The sequence below is a fragment of the Agromyces sp. NPDC057865 genome (genome assembly GCF_042796995.1).
GTDB lineage: Bacteria > Actinomycetota > Actinomycetes > Actinomycetales > Microbacteriaceae > Agromyces.
The window spans coordinates 710,256-727,189 of the sequence record NZ_JBHVMJ010000003.1 but is presented as its reverse complement, the minus strand read 5'-3'; the positions used below and the strand labels follow the sequence as shown (position 1 = coordinate 727,189).

The following is a 16,934-nucleotide window of genomic DNA, read 5'->3' as shown; positions in this document are numbered from 1 at the left end:
ACTACTCCGCGATCTCGCGCCCGGTGGCCGTCGCGATCTGCTCGGCGGCATCCTGCAGCACGGTCGCCGGGTCGGCGCCGTTCAGCACGGCGGCGACGACGGCGTTCGCCACGATGTCGCTCGCCTCCGCGTTGTCCGTCGTGAAGGTGATCGGCGGGATGTTCGCGGTCTGCTCGGCGAAGAGCTCGTAGACCGGCCGGCCGCCGAAGTACTCCTGCGGCTCGGAGAAGTATCCGTCCTGCAGCGCGGGCAGGTACGACGGGAAGAGCCCTTCGTTCGCCATCATCGATGCCTGGTGATCGGCGTCGGCGAGCGCGTACTCGACGAAGGCCGCGGCGAGCTGCGGGTTCTTCGCCTGAGCCGGCACGGCGAGACCGGAGCCGCCGCTGTTCGAGGTGCGGACGCCGCCCTCCGCGAAGGCCGGCAGCTCCGTGACGTCGTAGGTGCCCGAGAGCTCCGGGGCGTCGCCGAGCAGGGTCCCGATCCACCACACGGCCTCGGGAGTGACCGCCGAGTCGCCGTCCTTGGCGGAGGTGACGCGACCGTCCCAGCCCCTCACGTTCTTCAGCAGGCCCTTCTCGTTGATCGTCTGGAGGAGCGTGAGCGCCTCGACCGCCTCCGGGGAGGTGATCGTGATCTCGCCGGCCTCGTCGAAGAGGCCGAGGCCCTGCTGCTGCAGGAGCATCTGGAAGCCCGCGCCGGTGGCGACGTCGAGCGAGAGGAGGGTGTGGCCCGTCTTCGCCTTGATCGTCTCGCCGGCGGCGACGAGGTCGTCCCAGGTCGCGACCGCTGCTGGATCGACGCCCGCCTCGTCGAAGTAGTCGGTGCGGAAGAACAGCCCGACGGTGCCCGAATCCCACGGCGCGACCCGGAGTGCTCCGTCGGCGTCGGACTGCGCCGACCACTTGAACGGGTCGAAGTCGGCTTCGTCGTCGCCGAGGACCGGCGTGAGGTCGACGAGCCCGGCCGGGAACTCGTTGATGTAGCCGGGCGCCCGGTCGGTCTCGATCGTCACCACGTCGGGCAGGCCGCTGCCCGCCTGGAGGCCGACGGAGAGCTTGTCGTACGCGTTGTCGTAGCCGACGTCGACCACGTCGATCTCGGTCCCGGGGTGATCGGCCTCGAACGCCGCGCCCAGCCGGTCGAGGGCGGTGGCCGCGACATCCCACGACCACACGGTGATCCGGCCCGTCACGTCCGCGTCGGGATCGAGCACGACCGCGGCCGGGGCGCCGCCGCCCATCGTGCAGCCGGAGAGCAGGGCGACTGCCGCGACGGGCACGAGCAGGGTGCGCGCTTTCATGTGACTCCTTTGTCTTCGGTATTTTGTATACAGTACACGCGATGCGAGAATCGAGGTGGGCCTTGCGGGACGCGGCCCCCGCGGATCTCACGATGAGGCCGCGAGGGGGCGCTACTCCCCCGGCGAGGCGGAGAGCCCGACCGCGAGGTCGATGAACAGCGCCGCCGACCAGCCGAACGCCGTCGTGGCGGTGCGCGCCTTCTCCCCCGTGAACGGGTTGAAGTACTCGTGGGGGCCGCCGCCGTGCACGACGAGCGCGACCGTGCGTTCGGCGAGGTCGCGAGCGAGCGCCGGATGGCCCGACGCACGCAGTCCCTCGACGACGAGCGCGTTGGTGTTCACCCAGACGGGTCCGCGCCACATGCGCTCGTCGGAGAAGTCGGGATCGCCCACGGCCACGGTGGGCACCGTCCACGGCGTGCCGAAACGCCGCTGGTCGGCGAGTGCGGCGACCAGGCGGTCGACGACGGCCTCGGGCAGGCGCCCGGTGAGCAGCGGCATGAGGCCGACGACGGTGTCGCTCGCGACGTCCGTGCCGGCCGCTCGCGCGCGGAAGATGCCGCGCTCGTCGTCCCAGAGCTCGAGCAGCCGGACGAGCGTTCGCTCGGCGCGCGTGCGGTGAGCCGCGGCATCCGCATCGCCGAACCGCTCCGCGAAGCGGGCGAGCTCGAGGTCCTGTCGCACGAGGTACGCGCCGAGATCGGGAGCGGTCGTCGGCAGGGGCCCATCGAAGATCGGGCTGTCGTCCAGCCCGGAGGAGTACGGATGCCCGTACTCGGGCAGGCCGTCGTGATCGAGGTCGGACGCGGCGAACCACCAGTCCTGAGATCGGCGGATCACGGCGAGCTGCTCCCTGGCCCAGGCGTCGGCGGGCTCCGCGTCGAGCACCTTCGCGAGCGCCCACGCCGCGAGCGGCGGCTTGGTGAGCGGCACGGGCGCCGACGGGTCGGCGATCGTGGAGCCGGCACGGCGCAGGTTCTCGCGATCGCCGGGCGGCAGGTCGTCGCTCGTGGCGAGCACGCCGAGTTCGTGCACGACGTCGGGCAGCTGCCCGTCGGGACTCGGGAACCGAAGGGCCAGCTCGAGCTGCTCCCGGGCCAGCACCGGATCGCCGTGTCGGAGGCCGACCGCGATGAAGTAGGCGTCCCACTGCCACAGCCCGACGTAGCCGATCTTGGAGGGGACGACCGCCCGCGCCCGGCCGAGCGCCGGGAGTTCGACGACGTTCGCGCCCAGGACCCACCAGCAGAATGCGGTCATGGCCTGCAGGTCGTCGCGCACGACGGGGCACTTCGCGAACCACTCGAGCCAGAGCGCCTCGCCGTCGGCGACGTCGACGGCATGGGTCGCGGATGCCGCGGTGACCACGCTCCGGTCGGCCGAGACGTCGAACCGGATGGCGGGAGCGTCCGCACCGAGCTCGGCGCGCTGGGCCTCGCCATCGGGGGTCGTCCATTCGACGGAGGCGCTCCCGGGCGACGAGGGGCCCGGCGCGTTCCCGAGTCCGACGGTGAGCGCCCCCGGTCCCGCGAAGCCGAGCGTCACGGCCCCATCGCCGAACTCGATCGCGTGCGGCAGCACCCGGGTGATCGCGAGCGCGTCGCCCGACGCGTTGCGAACCACGAGCGCGTCGAGCACGCGGCAGTCGTCGAGCGCGCGCTCGTACTCCGACGTGTGCACCCGCACGCCGTCGCCCTCGCGGAACACGAGGATGCGCGAGCGCGGCAGTGTGAACGGCGCCTGCACCAGGTCGAGGTGCTCCCCCGCCAGCGCGGCGAGCCACGCGGCATCCGACCGGCTCATCGCCCGCCCAGGCCCGATGCGGCCATGCTGTTGAGGATGCGACGCTGCCCGATCACGAAGGCGATGAGCATGGGGATCGTGGCCAGGGCCGACGCCGCCATGACGAGCCCGTAGTTGATCGACCCGAACTGGCCGCGGAAGCTCGAGAGGAGCAGCGGAACCGTGAAGAGGTCGGGCGAGTTCAGCAGCACCAGCGGGAAGAGGAAGCTGTTCCAGACGTCGAGCGCGACGATGATGCTGAGCGCACCGAGGCCGGGCTTGAGGTTCGGCAGGATGATGCTCCAGAACGTGCGCCAGCGGCCGGCGCCGTCGACGAGCGCCGCCTCCTCGAGCTCCTTCGGCAGCGACAGCACGAACTGGCGCATCAGGAACACGGCGAACGGGTTCACGAGCATCGCCGGCACGATGAGCGACAGATGGGAGTCGACCCAGCCGAACTGGGCCATCAGCAGGTAGAACGGGATCAGCGTCACCTGCTTCGGGATCATCTGCGTCGCGAGGAAGACGATGAAGATCACCCGGCTCCCACGGAACCGGATGCGGGCGAACGCGTACCCCGCCATCGAGGCCGTCAGCAGGGTGCCCGCGACGGCCAGGACGCAGATGTAGATGCTGTTCAGGTACGCCTGTCCGAAGGGCACGGCGTTCCACGCCTCGACGTAGTTGTCGAGCGTCCACGGTGCCGGCCAGAAGCTGCGCGGGTCCTGCAGCAGCTGCGGGAGCGTCTTGAACGACGTGATGAGCATCCACGCGAACGGGAACACCATCGCCACACCGGCCACGACGAGCCCGACGTGGAGCGCGGTGGACCCGGCGCGCCGTCGTCCGTCGCCGGTGCGCGGCGACGACGGTCGCTCGAGGTCGGGCCGGCCGACGATGGTGGTCTCGATGTCTGTTGCGGTCATGCTGCGTCGTCCTCGTAGTGCACGAACTTCTTCTGGGCGCCGAACTGGATCGCGGTGATCACGAGCGTGAGCACGAGCAGGATCACGGATGCCGCGCTCGCCGGTCCGAACTCGAAGCGCCCGAAGCCGAGGTCGTAGATGTGGTACACGATCGTGCGGGTCGCGTTGTCCGGCCCGGCGTCCGCGGTCAGCACGAATACCGTGTCGAAGGTCTGCAGCGACGAGATGAACGCCACGATCGACGAGAAGAAGATGATCGGCGAGAGCAGCGGCATCCGGATGCTGCGGAACAGCCGCCACGCGCCGGCACCGTCGATGCGCGCCGCCTCGATGACCGAGGGCGAGATGTTCTGCAGGCCCGCGAGGAAGATGATGACGTTGAGGCCGAGCGACGACCAGATCGAGACGATGCACACGGCCAGCAGGGCGAGGCTCGGGTCGCCCAGCCAGTCGGGCGGGGCGATGCCGAACACCTTCGCGATCGTCTCGCTCAGCACCCCGTCGACGCGGAACATCTGCTGCCAGATCATCGCCACCGCCACCGTCGACGTGACAACCGGGGCGAAGAACAGGATCAGGTAGAGCGTGCGGGTCTTGAGCTTCTCGAGGGCGACGGCGATGACGACGGCGAGGCCGAGCCCGATCGGCACGGTGATGAGTGCGATGAGCAGGGTGTTGCCGATCGAGCGGAGCAGCAGCTCGTCCTGCATCTGCGCCGTGAAGTTCTCGAAGCCCACCCACGTGAGCTCGGTCAGCCCGTCCCACGAGGCGAAGGCGAGCACGAGGCTGGCGACGAATGGCAGCAGCACGAAGAGCGCCATGCCGACGACCTGCGGCCCGATGAAGACGTAGCCCCAGCGTCTATCGCGCCGCCGCCAGGCGGACTCCCTGCGGAGTCCGCCCGGCGCAGATGGCGCGGGAGGCGCGGGCGACGCGACCGGAGTTGCGGTCGCGTCGCCCGTGATGACGGTCATCTCGCCGCTCACTCGCCCGTCTTGTCGGCCACCAGGTCGGCGACCGCGTCGAGCGTGCCCTCCGCGTCGGCCTTGCCCTCGTAGAGCTTGAGGAACAGGTCGCTCACGTCGGTCGAGAGCCCGGGCACGACCGCCTCGGCCGCGTAGTCCTCGAAGCCGATGTCCCGCATGTCGAGGAAGGTCTGCGCGTGGGCCGGGTAGCCGTCCTCGAGCACGACCTCGTCGGCGCCCTTGATCGACGGGACCGCGTTACCGCCGCCCTGGAGGCGGAACACCTGGCCCTCGGCGGAGAGGAACTCGGTCCAGAACGTGAACGCGGCATCCTTCGCCTTGGTCTTGCCGTTGATCGCGAGGTAGGACGTGGCAACGCCCGTGGGCACGGCCTGGCCGTCGGGCGTCGGCCACCGGACGATGTCGTAGCTGTCCTGCTCGCCCGCGCTCTCGACGGTGCCGATCGTGTAGCGGCCCTGCGAGAAGAAGCCCGCCTTGTGGGTGACGAACACGCTGTCGGCCCCGGCACCCTCGGGCATGGAGTCGGCGACCACGAAGGTGCCGTCCTGGAAGTAGCGGCCGAGCGTGTCGACCGCGTCGACCGTCGTGGCGTCGTCGTTGCCGACGAACGCGCCCGAGTCGTCGTAGGCGGTGCCGCCCTGGGAGGAGATCCAGCTGTAGTGGGTCGCCCAGTAGTTCCAGAACATCGAGCCCGTGAGGCCGGCCGCGGCCAGCTTGTCGTTCATCTCGAGGTACTTCTCGGTGGTCCACTCACCGTCCTCGGCGAGCGCGGCCGGGTCCTCGGTGATCCCGGCGGCGGCGAGCGCCTGCTTGTCGTACCAGAGCACGTCGGGGTTCGAGTCGTTCGGCGCCGCGAAGATCTCGCCGTCCTGCTCGGCCGCGCCGAAGAGGCCCGGGAAGAAGTCGTCGGGGTGGGTCTGGCTCGCGTCGGACTCCATGAGCTTCGTGAGCGGTGCGAGCACCTTCGCGTCGACGAACTGGCCGATCTTGTCGTCGCCGATGTAGAAGACGTCGGGAGCCGTGTTGCTCGTCAGTTGCGCAAGGAGCTTCGAGTGGTAGTCCGAGTAGCTCGCCACCGGCTGGAGCTCCACCGTGATGTCGGGGTGGCGCTTCATGAACTCGTCGTTGAACTCCTCGAAGCGCGTGAGCTCCTCGGGTGTCCCCCACGTCGACCAGACGACGGTGTTCTCATCGGATGCACCTCCTCCCCCGCTGCACGCTGCCAGGCCGATCATCACAGCGCTCGCGGCTCCGACCGCGAGCAGGCGCCTCATCTTCGAGTTCGCGCGGGGCATTCCGCCACCTCTTTCGTCATTGCAGGAGTGTCCGGTCGAGGACCGGAGTCGGGAACTGCTTCGTCAGTATTCTGTATACAAAACTCAGAAACGTCAACCACAGGTGCGCTCAGGCCCTCGTCGAGGGCGCAGCAGGGCGCTTCAGAGCCCGAGGCGCTGGAGCTCCGCGTCCGTGCGGCGCGCGAGCTCGGCGTAGCCCTCGTCGTTCGGGTGGATGCCGTCGGCGGCCATCCACTCCGGATGCCCCTGGAGCCAGCGTGAGGCGCCCGTGATGTGGTCCGCCCCGACGTCGGCGGCGGCCGACTCGACCCACCCGATGATCTCGTCGACCGAGTCCGGCCGCGTGTCGGTGTACCAGAACGGCTCGACGACCACGAGGCGCGCGTCGGGCAGTTCATCGCGGAAGCGCCGCAGGTCGGCGCCGATCGCGGCCTCGATCTCATCCGCGCGAGCGGGCATCGAGAAGTTGTCGTTGAGGCCCATCGTCACGATCACGACATCGGGCGCCGGGTCGTGGTCGACGATCCGGTCGACCAGGTCGCCGTCCGCGCCGGCCGCGACGAGGTCGCGGTTGTTCACGTAGCCGAGGCCGTCGACGCTGGGGTTGAACTCCCACCAGCCGCGCTCGTTCGCGACGATCGTCGACCAGCGGTGCTCGGGCGTGCTCGCGCCGGTCCCGCGCGTGTACGAGTCGCCGTAGAACGCGACCACGACCTGACCCGGCGACGGTGCGGCAGCCTGCCCGGGCACGGAGGTCGCGGGCGCGCCGCAGGCGGCGAGCACGAGGCATCCGACCGCGACGACGACCGCCGCCGCGCCACGCCCGATCGCTCGGCGGGACACCGCCCGGCCGGCTCCTAGACCGCGACCGGCAGCTTCGCGGCGACGAGCTCCGCGATCTGCACGGCGTTGAGGGCGGCGCCCTTGCGCAGGTTGTCGTTCGAGACGAAGAGCACGAGACCCTTGCCCTCGGGCGCGGACTGGTCCTGGCGGATACGGCCGACGTAGCTCGGGTCGTTGCCGGCGGCCTGGAGCGGCGTGGGCACGTCGGAAAGCGCGACGCCCGGGGCATCCGCGAGCAGCTCGGTGGCCCGCTCGGGGGTGATCGCGTTCGCGAACTCGGCGTGGATCGAGAGCGAGTGACCGGTGAAGACCGGCACGCGCACGCAGGTGCCCGCCACGCGCAGGCCCGGGAGCTCGAGGATCTTGCGGCTCTCGTTGCGGAGCTTCTTCTCCTCGTCGGTCTCGAGGTCGCCGTCGTCGACGATCGAGCCGGCCAGCGGGATCACGTCGAACGCGATCGTGCGCGGGAACTTCTGGGCCTCGGGGAAATCGACGGCGCGGCCGTCGTGCACGAGCCCGATGGCGTCCTGCGCCACCGCCGCGCGAGCCTGCTCGAGCAGCTCCTCGCCGCCCGCGAGACCCGCGCCCGACACGGCCTGGTAGGTCGAGATTATGAGGCGCTCGAGGCCGGCCTCGTCATGCAGCACCTTGAGCACGGGCATGGCCGCCATGGTGGTGCAGTTCGGGTTGGCGATGATGCCCTTCTTCGCCTCGTCGATGGCGTGCGGGTTCACCTCGCTGACGACCAGCGGCACGTCGGGGTCCATGCGCCAGCCGCTGGAGTTGTCGATGACCGTGACGCCGGCAGCGGCGAAGCGCGGCGCCTGCGCCTTCGAGGTGGTGGCACCGGCCGAGAAGATCGCGATGTCGAGGCCCGTCGGATCGGCGGTCGAGGCGTCCTCGATCACGATGTCCTGGCCCTTCCACGGCAGGGTCGAGCCGGCCGAGCGCGCCGAGGCGAAGTAGCGGATCGACGCGACCGGGAAGTCGCGCTCCTCGAGCAGGCGGCGCACGACGGCACCCACCTGTCCGGTGGCGCCGACGACGCCGATGTTCACTCCCTGAGCCATGGTGCTGTTCCTCACTCGCGGAACGTGATTCCGCGTGGTCCTCCGGGCGATGCCCTCATTCCAGTGTGCCCGACGTCGCGGCCGGGCGACGTCGCATGACGTCGATCCGCAGGCCTCTGGCAGGTTTTCCGCGAAGTGCGGCAGTCGACGGATGCCCCGTGGCAGGCGTTGCTCGGTGCTCAGCGGCCGGTGCCGGCGTGCACCACCGCGTCCTCCTCGGCGTCGAGCTCGAACGCGGTGTGCACCGCGCGGGCGGCCGCGTGGACGCTGTCGGCGCGCGTGACCACGGAGATGCGGATCTCGCTCGTCGAGATCATCTCGATGTTGATGCCCGCCTCGTAGAGCGCCTCGAAGAGCCGCGCGGAGATGCCCGCCGCCGACCGCATGGCCGCGCCGACGAGCGAGAGCTTGCCGATCTGGTCGTCGTACTGCAGCGACGTGAAGCCGATCGCATCCTGCGCGTTCGACAGCGCCGTGAGGGCACGCTCGCCGTCGGACTTCGGGAGGGTGAACGAGATGTCGGTGCGTCCGGTGGACGCGGCCGAGACGTTCTGCACGATCATGTCGACGTTGGCGTTGGTGTTCGCGACGATCTTGAAGATCTTGGCGGCGACACCGGGAACGTCGGGCACGCCGACGACCGTGATCTTCGCCTCGGTCAGGTCGACCGCGACACCCGCGATGACGGACTCTTCCACAGCTGCTCCTTCGGGAAGACGCGAGGGGTCGTAGACGATCGTCCCCTCGCTGTTGTTGAACGACGAACGCACGTGCAGGGTGACGCCGTGGCGGCGGGCGTACTCGACCGCCCTGATGTGCAGGACCTTGGCTCCGGATGCCGCGAGCTCGAGCATCTCCTCGCTGGTGATCTTGTCGAGCTTGCGGGCCTTCTTCACGACGCGGGGGTCGGACGTGAAGACGCCGTCGACGTCGGTGTAGATCTCGCAGACGTCGGCGTCGAGCGCCGCGGCGAGGGCGACGGCCGTGGTGTCGCTGCCGCCGCGTCCGAGGGTCGTGATGTCACGGGATTCCCGGCTGAAGCCCTGGAAGCCGGCGACGATGACGACCGCGCCGTCGTCGAGCGCCTCGCGGAGGCGCACCGGGGTGACCTCCACGATGCGCGCGGCGCCGTGCGTGGCATCCGTGATCATGCCGGCCTGGCTGCCGGTGAACGACCGCGCCTCGTGGCCCATGCTCTTGATCGCCATCGCGAGGAGCGCCATCGAGATGCGCTCGCCCGAGGTGAGGAGCATGTCGAGCTCGCGGGGCGCCGGGATCGGCGTGACCTCGTGCGCGAGGTCGAGCAGTTCGTCGGTCGTGTCGCCCATCGCCGAGACGGCGACGACGACGTCGTTGCCCGCCTTGCGGGTCTCGACGATGCGCTTCGCGACCCGCTTGATGCTCTCCGCATCGGCGACGGACGACCCGCCGAACTTCTGCACGATCAAGCTCACGTAGGCGCTCCCGAAGTGGACTGCGGCCGGGGAAAGGGGACACCCGGCGCCGGAAGCACCATCATACGGCGGCCCGTATGCGGCCCCGGCAATGTGACGGAGGTGTGAGCCCGCCCCACCTCCCCGGATCCGCGCGGATCCGCCGGTAGCATGCGGGCATGTCTGAGGCGCTCGAGGGGTGGACGGACTTCAACGTGGCGATGGTCGGGGCGACCGCCGCCCTGGCCGGTCTCCTGATCGTCGCGATGTCGGTCAACATCGCGGAGATCATGAAGTCGCCGACCCTGCCGCCGCGCGCAGCGGCATCGATCGCCGCCCTCGTCCTCGCGCTGACAGCGGGTGCGTTCGGACTCGTACCGGGACAGCCCTCGATCGCCTACGGCATCGAGGTGCTCGTCGCCACGGTGCTCGCGGCGATCTTCCAGTGGCACGCGATCCGGGTCGTGGCACGCGAGGACCACGTCTCCACGACCGACCGGATCCTGAAGAGCATCGCCGGCATCCTGCCGATCGCCGCCTTCCTGGGGGGCTCGCTCCTCGTCATCGCGGGCTCCCTCGAGGCGGGCCTCGTCACGATGGCGGTCGGCTCCGTGCTGAGCATCATCGCCGGCCTGCTCTTCTCGTGGGTCGTGCTCGTCGAGGTGCTGCGCTAGCGAGCGGGTGCCGCGTCACCCGTGGCCCGGAGGTCGGGCTCCGGCGTAGAGTGCGGCCATGTCCGAGCTCGCCGACGAGTGGTCGCAGTTCAACGTGGCGATGGCCGGCGCCACGGCGGCGCTGGCGGGACTGCTCATCGTCGCCATGTCGGTGAACCTGAAGGCGATCGTGGCCTCGAGGTCGCTCCCGGTCCGCATGGCGACGGCCCTCACCACGCTGCTCGTCGCGCTCGCGGCCACGGCGCTCGGGCTGGCGCCCGACCAGCCGGCGTGGGCGTACGGCCTCGAGGTCTTCGTGGGCGCGATCCTCGCGGCGGCCTTCGAGGTCCGGGCCATCCGTGCGATCATGCACGACCAGGTGCTCGCGACCGTGCGGCGGATGGCGAAGTCGATCGCCGGCACGGTGCCCATCACCAGCTACCTCATCGGCGGCGTGCTGCTGATGACCGGCTCAGTCGCCGCCGGGCTGTGGTTCTTCGCCGCAGGCGCGATCCTCGCGATCGCGTCCGCGATCCTCCACTCCTGGATCGTGCTCGTCGAGGTGCTGCGCTAGCGTCGCCGCTCCAACGAACGGATGCCGCGTCAGCCCTTGTGCGGACGCGGCATGTACCACTCGGTGTACTCGGTGGCGCGACCGTCGTCGGCCAGGCGGATGATCCAGAGGTTCAGGTAGTCCTTCTCGGCGGGGTATTCGGTGCGCCCCTGCACGAGCACGAGGCCGTCGCGCTCGTCGAGGATCTTCCAGTCGAAGCTCCACGTGCCGGGCTCGTCGAGATCTTCGAGCCAACCGGCCACGATCGCGTCGCGGCCGCGCCGAGGTTCGACGTCTGGCGCGGTGAGGTAGACCGCGTCATCCGTGAACAGCGCCCCGATCTGCTCGGGATCGTTCGACTCCCATGCCGCGACGTATCCCGCGACCCACTCCGTACCCTTGCTCGCCATGGCTCCGTTCTACGCGGAGCCTCCGACATCCACAACCGACGCCGGGGGGCTTGCGCGGGCTCAGCCGACGACGCGACGGCCCTCGAAGGCGCGGCCGAGGGTGACCTCGTCGGCGTACTCGAGGTCGCCGCCGACGGGCAGGCCCGACGCGAGGCGGGTGACCTTGATCTCGAGGGTCGTGAGCAGGCGGCTGAGGTAGGTCGCCGTGGCCTCGCCCTCGAGGTTGGGGTCGGTCGCGATGATGACCTCGCTGACGGTGCCGTCGGCGAGGCGCTGCATGAGCTGGCGGATGCGCAGCTCGTCGGGTCCGATGCCGTCGATGGGGCTGATCGCACCGCCCAGCACGTGGTAGAGCCCGCGGAACTCGCGGGTGCGCTCGATGGCGACGACGTCCTTCGCCTCCTCGACGACGCAGATGAGGCTGGGGTCGCGTCGCGGGTCGCGGCAGATCGAGCACGTCGCCTGCTCGGACACGTTGCCGCAGATCTCGCAGAACCGGACCTTGTCGCGTACCTCGAGCAGGATCTCGGCGAGGCGGCTCACGTCGAAGTGCTCGGTCTGCACGATGTGGAACGCGATGCGCTGCGCGGACTTCGGACCGATGCCGGGCAGGCGCCCGAGCTCGTCGATCAGTTCCTGGACGATTCCCTCGTACACGGGTTAGCCACGCTCCCCGAAGCCCTGGCGACCGGGCGCCTCGACCTCCTCGAGGAACGTCGCCCCGAGCACCTCGCGCACCACGGACTCACCGTAGCGCTGGATGCCGTCGGCAGGCGCCGAACCCGAACCGCCGCGCGTCACGGCGGCCGGCGCAGGGGCGGGCGCGGATGCCTCGACGACGATCTCAGGCGGCGGGCCCGGGTCGAAGGGCGGCTCGACGTCTTCGGGCGGCGCGTCGGCGTCGTCGGGCACGTCGTCGACGGGTGCTTCGGGGACGGACACCCGCGAGGAGGAACGAGCGGAGGCAGGTGCAGCCGCCGGCGCGGGTGCGGGCGGCGCCGCCACCGCCGTCGCGGTGCCGCCGCCACCGCCGGCCGTGGCCAGGGCGACTGGGCTCTCGGCCGTCGATGCCAGGTCGTTCGCCACTTCGCCGCCGGGAATGGCGACCGTGGCCCACGAGTCGACCGGCGCCACCGGGCCGGACGACGAGTTCGCGGCGCTCGACGACGGGCGACGCCCCGCACGCGCCGATGGCGCGGGCGCACTGCTGCGGCTGGGGGCGGCTGACGCCGATGCCTTCGGCGCGGCGGCCGACGTGGTTCCCGATCCGGAGGAAGCGGAACCCGATCCGACCGGGGCCGACCCAGACCCGACGGGAGCAGGACCCGACCCCACGGGCGCCGTGCCGGACCCCGCGGGCGCCGAACCCGATCCGACGGGCGACGGGCCGTCCGCTCCCCCGCCGGCAGGCGGACCTGACGCACCGCCGCGACCGCCCGGCCCCTCGACCTTGGCGATGAACTTCACGGTCACGCCGAGCACCTCGGCGATCGCCGCGCGCAGGAGCTCGCTGACGCTCTGGCCGGGCGCGCCGCCGCGGAAGCCGGCGACGTCCTGCTCGCTCGGGAACGCGAGCACGAGCACGTCGTCGTCGCGGAACTCGCGCACCTGCGCGGTGAACGCGACCATCCAGGCGCTGCGCTTCGTGCGCTGCAGGGAGGCGAGCACCTCGGGCCACGCATCGCGCATCTGCTGGAGCGTGACCGGACCGACCGGTTTCGGCTTGGCCGGTGGCGCGGACGCAGGCGCCGCAGCAGCGACCTCAGGCGCCGCAGCGCCTCGGTCCTTCGACGCCGCTGGGGACGCGGGTGCAGCCGACGTCGGGCTCGGCGCACTCGACACCGCCGGAGTCGTAACCGCAGCCGCGCCCCGCGACGGGGCGGCCGCCGACCGCTCGGGCATCGCGCCCGCAGCGTCCGTCGCGGCATCCGTCACCCCGACCCGGCGCTCGAGCCGCTCGACGCGCGCCAGCGCACCGCGCTCGGTGTCGTCGCTCGACGGGACGAGCACGCGCGCGAGCATGAGCTCGAGGTGCAGCCGCGGCGACGTCGCTCCCGTCATCTCGGTGAGCGTCTGGTTCACGAGGTCGGCGACGCGCGACAGCTCGGCCGGGCCGAACGCGGTGGCCTGCGCGGCCATGCGGGCGAGCTCGTCGTCGGGCACGCCGCGCAGCACGGCCTTCGCCGCCTCGGGCGAGGATGCGGCGACCACGATGAGGTCGCGGAGCCGCTCGAGCAGGTCTTCGACGAAGCGCCGCGGGTCTTGACCCGTCTGCACCACGCGGTCGGCCGCCGCGAAGGCGCCGGCCGCGTCCTTCGCGCCGATGGCGTCGACGACCTCGTCGAGCAGCGCGCCGTGCGTGTAGCCGAGCAGCGCGACCGCGCGCTCGTAGTCGATGGTCGTGCCCTCGGACCCTGCGATGAGCTGGTCGAGCAGCGAGAGCGTGTCTCGCGGCGACCCGCCGCCCGCGCGCACGACGAGGGGCAGCACGCCCGGCGCGACCTCGACGCCCTCTTCGGCGCAGAGCTGCTGCACGTACTCGAGCATCGGGCCGGGCGGGACGAGCCGGAACGGGTAGTGGTGCGTGCGCGAGCGGATCGTGCCGAGCACCTTGTCGGGCTCGGTCGTGGCGAAGATGAACTTCACGTGCTCGGGCGGCTCCTCGACGAGCTTGAGCAGCGCGTTGAAGCCCTGCGGCGTCACCATGTGCGCCTCGTCGAGGATGAAGATCTTGTAGCGGTCGCGCGCGGGCGCGAACACGGCGCGCTCGCGCAGGTCGCGAGCGTCGTCGACGCCGTTGTGGCTCGCCGCGTCGATCTCGACCACGTCGAGCGAGCCGCCACCGCCACGGGAGAGCTCGACGCAGCTGGGACAGATGCCGCACGGGACATCCGTCGGGCCCTCGACGCAGTTGAGGCAGCGCGCGAGGATGCGGGCCGAGGTGGTCTTGCCGCAGCCGCGGGGGCCGCTGAAGAGGTAGGCGTGGTTGACCCGGTCGGTGCGGAGCGCCGTCATGAGCGGCTCGGTGACCTGCGACTGGCCGATCATCTCGGCGAACGTCTCGGGCCGATAGCGGCGATAGAGGGCGGTGACCACGCCTCAATCGTAGTTGTCCCATCCGACACGGCGTCCGGGGCGTTGACAGCCCATTGGGGGTGGTAAGGCGTAGCATGCGGTGATCATCGGAAAGGGGCGAGATGACGGCGACGACGATGACCCCGGCACAGCTCGCACGGTTCGAGGCACGGCTCCGAGCGGAGCGCGCCGACGCCGAGGAGCGCCTCGCGGAGTTCGACGACGCGATGGCCGAGGTGCGCACCGCCAGGTCCGACGCCACGGCCGACGACGAGCACGACCCCGAGGGGCCGACCATGACGCAGGAATGGTCGCAGCGCACCGCAGTGCTCGCCGACGTGCGCGCCGAGCTCGCCGAGGTCGACCGCGCCCTCGCCCGCATCGCCGACGGCACCTACGGCATCTGCCAGCGCTGCGGCAAGCGCATCACCGTCGGAAGGCTCGACGCGCGACCGACGGCCGTGCTCTGCATCGACTGCGCCCGGCTCGTCGGCTGACGCGACCCGCTCGAACCCGACCCGGCCTCACTCGCCGGGCGTGAGCTGCGCCGCGGATGCCTCGGCGGCGACCTCGGGCGCATCCTCCGCCGGTTCGGCGCCGGCCGCCCCGCCGTGCGCGCGAGCCGCGGTCAGCCCCGAGAACGACCGCAGGAACAGCGGGCTCGCGCCGAGCACGACGTAGAGCAGCCCGGCACCCGCGACCGTCGCGGTGATGCCGAACGCGTCGACCGAGAGGCCGCCGAGCAATGCGCCGAGCGGCATCGAGGCCGCGACGCCGGCGGTGGTCGCACCGAACACGCGGGCACGCATGCCGTCGGGCACCTCGCCGTACATGGCCGTCGCGATCATGGGGTTGAGCGCGCCGGCCGCGAGCCCGGAAGCCACGAGCACCGGCAGGAGCACGGGCAGCGGCGCGCCGAGCGCCATCGCGAGGTAGGGCGGCGCGCCGGCGAGCACGAAGCACGTGGCGAACATGATGCGGCCCGACCATCGGTGCCCCACGAGGCCGAACACGGCGGAGCCGGTGAGGGCGCCGCCGGCGAAGCATCCGACCATGAAGCCCAGCACCGCCGGGTCGTGCAGCACGTCGGTCGCGTACACGGGCTTGAGCACGGTGTATCCCGCCGCGTCGATCGCGTTCGTGAGCGTTACGAGTAGCACGATGGCACGCAGCAGCGGATGCGTCGCGATGAAGCGGATGCCGGCGACGAAGCCGCCCTTGGCGTGCGCGTCCTCCGCGCCCTCGCCGTCGGTCGTCGAGCCGTCGGCGCCCGCCTTCGGGATGCGCCGAGGCACGAAGCACAGGACGAGCAGCGACGAGATCGCGAACCCGATCGCGTCGACGATGAGCGCGGGCGTCGGTCCGACCAGGGCGACCAGGGCGCCGGCCGTTCCGGCGCCCACCATCGTCGCGGTGCGCTGCACGGTCGACTGCGCGCCCGCGGCGCGGGCCAGCGGCATCCGTGCCCAGGCGGCCAGGTCGGGCACGAGCACCGTCTTCGCGGTGTCGCCCGGAGGATCGAGCAGGCCGCCGAGGAACACGAGCGCGAGCAGCACGCCGAACGGCAGGCCGACCGTCGCCCAGAGCACCGGGATCGCGATGATCGTGACGCCGCTCGCGACGTCGGCCACGATGCTCGAGACCCGGTAGCCGAAGCGGTCGACGAGCACGCCGCCGAGCGCGCCGCCGATGACGAGCGGCACGGTGGCGAACACGCCCGCCACGCCCGCGGCGAGCGGCGATCCGGTCTCGGTCAGCGCGATGATCGGCACCGCGATCATCGCGATGGCGTTGCCCGACAGCGAGAAGAACTGCGCCGCGAAGAGCGCGAGGATCGGGATGCGACGGCGCGGGGCATCCGTCGCGTCATGCGCGGCCGGTTCGGCGGTGGTCGTCGTGCCGGTCATCGCGTGGTCCTGGGGAACGTGTGGGTGATCCAACGCACCGAGCGGGTGCCGGGTCGGGGCTCGCGGCCGCGCGCCCACCACTTCTCGCGCACGGCTTCGAGCTCGGCGGTCAGCTCCTGGAACTCCTCGAGCGTGAGCTGCGCCGCGCCGTCCGACGAGTCGGATGCCGCCACCCATTCGGGCTCGAGCGTCATCTCGGCGTCGAGGGCCTCGAGCAGCTCGCGGTGATAGGACTCGAGCACCGTGCGGCGCATCGCCTCACCGGCCTCGCGCCGCTCGGGATCGTCGAGGAACTCCACGCTGCGCATGCTCGTCATCTCGTGGGCGGCGCGCCACCAGCGCTCGCGCCCGTCGCGTTCGAGCTCGGGCGCGGGCACGACGAAGCCATGCTTCGCGAGCGTTGCCAGGTGGTAGCTCACCGAGCCGGATGCCGCGCCCGTCGCCTCGACGAGCATGCCCACCGACTTGGGGCCCTCGACGCGGAGCAGGCCGAGGATGCGCAGGCGCAGCGGGTGCGCGAGTGCGCGCATGGGACCGGCTTCGTGCAGGTCGATGGAGCTTCCGTGTTCGGCCATGCCCTCATGTTAACTCTGCAATGGTTGTTGCACAACACTTCTTGCGCAATCGTCGTTGCGAAACCGGTCGTCGAGAAGCACCGCGAACGTGTTCGGTCGTCGAGTAGCGCCGCGCGCAGCGCG

Annotated in this window: 16 protein-coding genes; 3 read left to right on the top strand and 13 right to left on the bottom strand. The window is 71.1% G+C overall.

Translation table 11 applies throughout. The annotated features are described in order from the left end of the window. Position 1 precedes the first annotated feature (1 nt). The 8 genes from ACFVN5_RS16300 to ACFVN5_RS16265 form a co-directional block, all read right to left on the bottom strand. Positions 2-1,303 carry an ABC transporter substrate-binding protein gene (locus ACFVN5_RS16300; RefSeq protein ID WP_376956289.1) on the bottom strand — a complete coding sequence of 434 codons (1,302 nt, stop codon included), beginning with the start codon at positions 1,301-1,303 and terminating at the stop codon, positions 2-4. A gap of 111 nt (positions 1,304-1,414) precedes the next feature. Further along, a complete protein-coding gene (locus ACFVN5_RS16295; RefSeq protein ID WP_376956288.1) occupies positions 1,415-3,106 on the bottom strand; it encodes an amylo-alpha-1,6-glucosidase in 1,692 nt (563 codons plus the stop codon). Then, entirely contained in the window at positions 3,103-4,011 is a 909-nt protein-coding gene (locus ACFVN5_RS16290) for a carbohydrate ABC transporter permease (protein WP_376956287.1), read from the bottom strand. Before ACFVN5_RS16290 ends, ACFVN5_RS16295 begins: the two co-directional genes overlap by 4 nt. Beyond that, a complete protein-coding gene (locus ACFVN5_RS16285; RefSeq protein ID WP_376956286.1) occupies positions 4,008-4,985 on the bottom strand; it encodes a carbohydrate ABC transporter permease in 978 nt (325 codons plus the stop codon). Before ACFVN5_RS16285 ends, ACFVN5_RS16290 begins: the two co-directional genes overlap by 4 nt. Positions 4,986-4,993: 8 nt before the next feature. Further along, positions 4,994-6,292, bottom strand: a complete 1,299-nt coding sequence (locus ACFVN5_RS16280; RefSeq protein WP_376956285.1) for an ABC transporter substrate-binding protein — start codon at positions 6,290-6,292, stop codon at positions 4,994-4,996. Positions 6,293-6,433: 141 nt separating this feature from the next. Further along, positions 6,434-7,135: an SGNH/GDSL hydrolase family protein gene (locus ACFVN5_RS16275; RefSeq protein ID WP_376956284.1), complete on the bottom strand. Its 702-nt coding sequence runs from the start codon at positions 7,133-7,135 to the stop codon at positions 6,434-6,436. A 14-nt stretch (positions 7,136-7,149) separates the two neighbouring features. Continuing rightward, positions 7,150-8,205: an aspartate-semialdehyde dehydrogenase gene (locus ACFVN5_RS16270; RefSeq protein ID WP_376956283.1), complete on the bottom strand. Its 1,056-nt coding sequence runs from the start codon at positions 8,203-8,205 to the stop codon at positions 7,150-7,152. 179 nt (positions 8,206-8,384) lie between these two features. Next, entirely contained in the window at positions 8,385-9,659 is a 1,275-nt protein-coding gene (locus ACFVN5_RS16265) for an aspartate kinase (RefSeq protein WP_376956282.1), read from the bottom strand. Between the two features lie 158 nt (positions 9,660-9,817). Here ACFVN5_RS16265 and ACFVN5_RS16260 point away from each other — a divergent pair, with 158 nt between their 5' ends. Together ACFVN5_RS16260 and ACFVN5_RS16255 are read left to right on the top strand one after the other, a co-directional pair. Next, entirely contained in the window at positions 9,818-10,312 is a 495-nt protein-coding gene (locus ACFVN5_RS16260) for a hypothetical protein (protein WP_376956281.1), read from the top strand. 58 nt (positions 10,313-10,370) lie between these two features. After that, entirely contained in the window at positions 10,371-10,865 is a 495-nt protein-coding gene (locus tag ACFVN5_RS16255; protein WP_376956280.1) for a hypothetical protein, read from the top strand. 29 nt (positions 10,866-10,894) lie between these two features. Here ACFVN5_RS16255 and ACFVN5_RS16250 read toward each other — a convergent pair whose 3' ends face one another. Genes ACFVN5_RS16250 through ACFVN5_RS16240 form a run of 3 tightly spaced genes read right to left on the bottom strand, consistent with a single transcriptional unit; the run spans position 10,895 to position 14,350 of the window. Next, positions 10,895-11,254, bottom strand: a complete 360-nt coding sequence (locus tag ACFVN5_RS16250; protein WP_376956279.1) for a YybH family protein — start codon at positions 11,252-11,254, stop codon at positions 10,895-10,897. A 60-nt stretch (positions 11,255-11,314) separates the two neighbouring features. Then, positions 11,315-11,911 carry a recombination mediator RecR gene (gene recR, locus ACFVN5_RS16245; RefSeq protein ID WP_376956278.1) on the bottom strand — a complete coding sequence of 199 codons (597 nt, stop codon included), beginning with the start codon at positions 11,909-11,911 and terminating at the stop codon, positions 11,315-11,317. 3 nt (positions 11,912-11,914) lie between these two features. Further along, complete coding sequence (locus ACFVN5_RS16240) at positions 11,915-14,350, bottom strand: DNA polymerase III subunit gamma and tau (RefSeq protein ID WP_376956277.1); 2,436 nt, start codon at positions 14,348-14,350, stop codon at positions 11,915-11,917. Between the two features lie 101 nt (positions 14,351-14,451). Between ACFVN5_RS16240 and ACFVN5_RS16235 the strand changes: the two genes are divergently transcribed. After that, positions 14,452-14,826 (top strand): TraR/DksA family transcriptional regulator, encoded by a 375-nt coding sequence (locus ACFVN5_RS16235; protein ID WP_376956276.1) that lies wholly within the window; start codon positions 14,452-14,454, stop codon positions 14,824-14,826. Positions 14,827-14,853: 27 nt separating this feature from the next. Here ACFVN5_RS16235 and ACFVN5_RS16230 read toward each other — a convergent pair whose 3' ends face one another. Beyond that, positions 14,854-16,236, bottom strand: a complete 1,383-nt coding sequence (locus ACFVN5_RS16230) for an MFS transporter (protein WP_376956275.1) — start codon at positions 16,234-16,236, stop codon at positions 14,854-14,856. Further along, a complete protein-coding gene (locus ACFVN5_RS16225; protein ID WP_376956274.1) occupies positions 16,233-16,811 on the bottom strand; it encodes a helix-turn-helix domain-containing protein in 579 nt (192 codons plus the stop codon). Before ACFVN5_RS16225 ends, ACFVN5_RS16230 begins: the two co-directional genes overlap by 4 nt. Between the last annotated feature and the right edge of the window lie 123 nt (positions 16,812-16,934).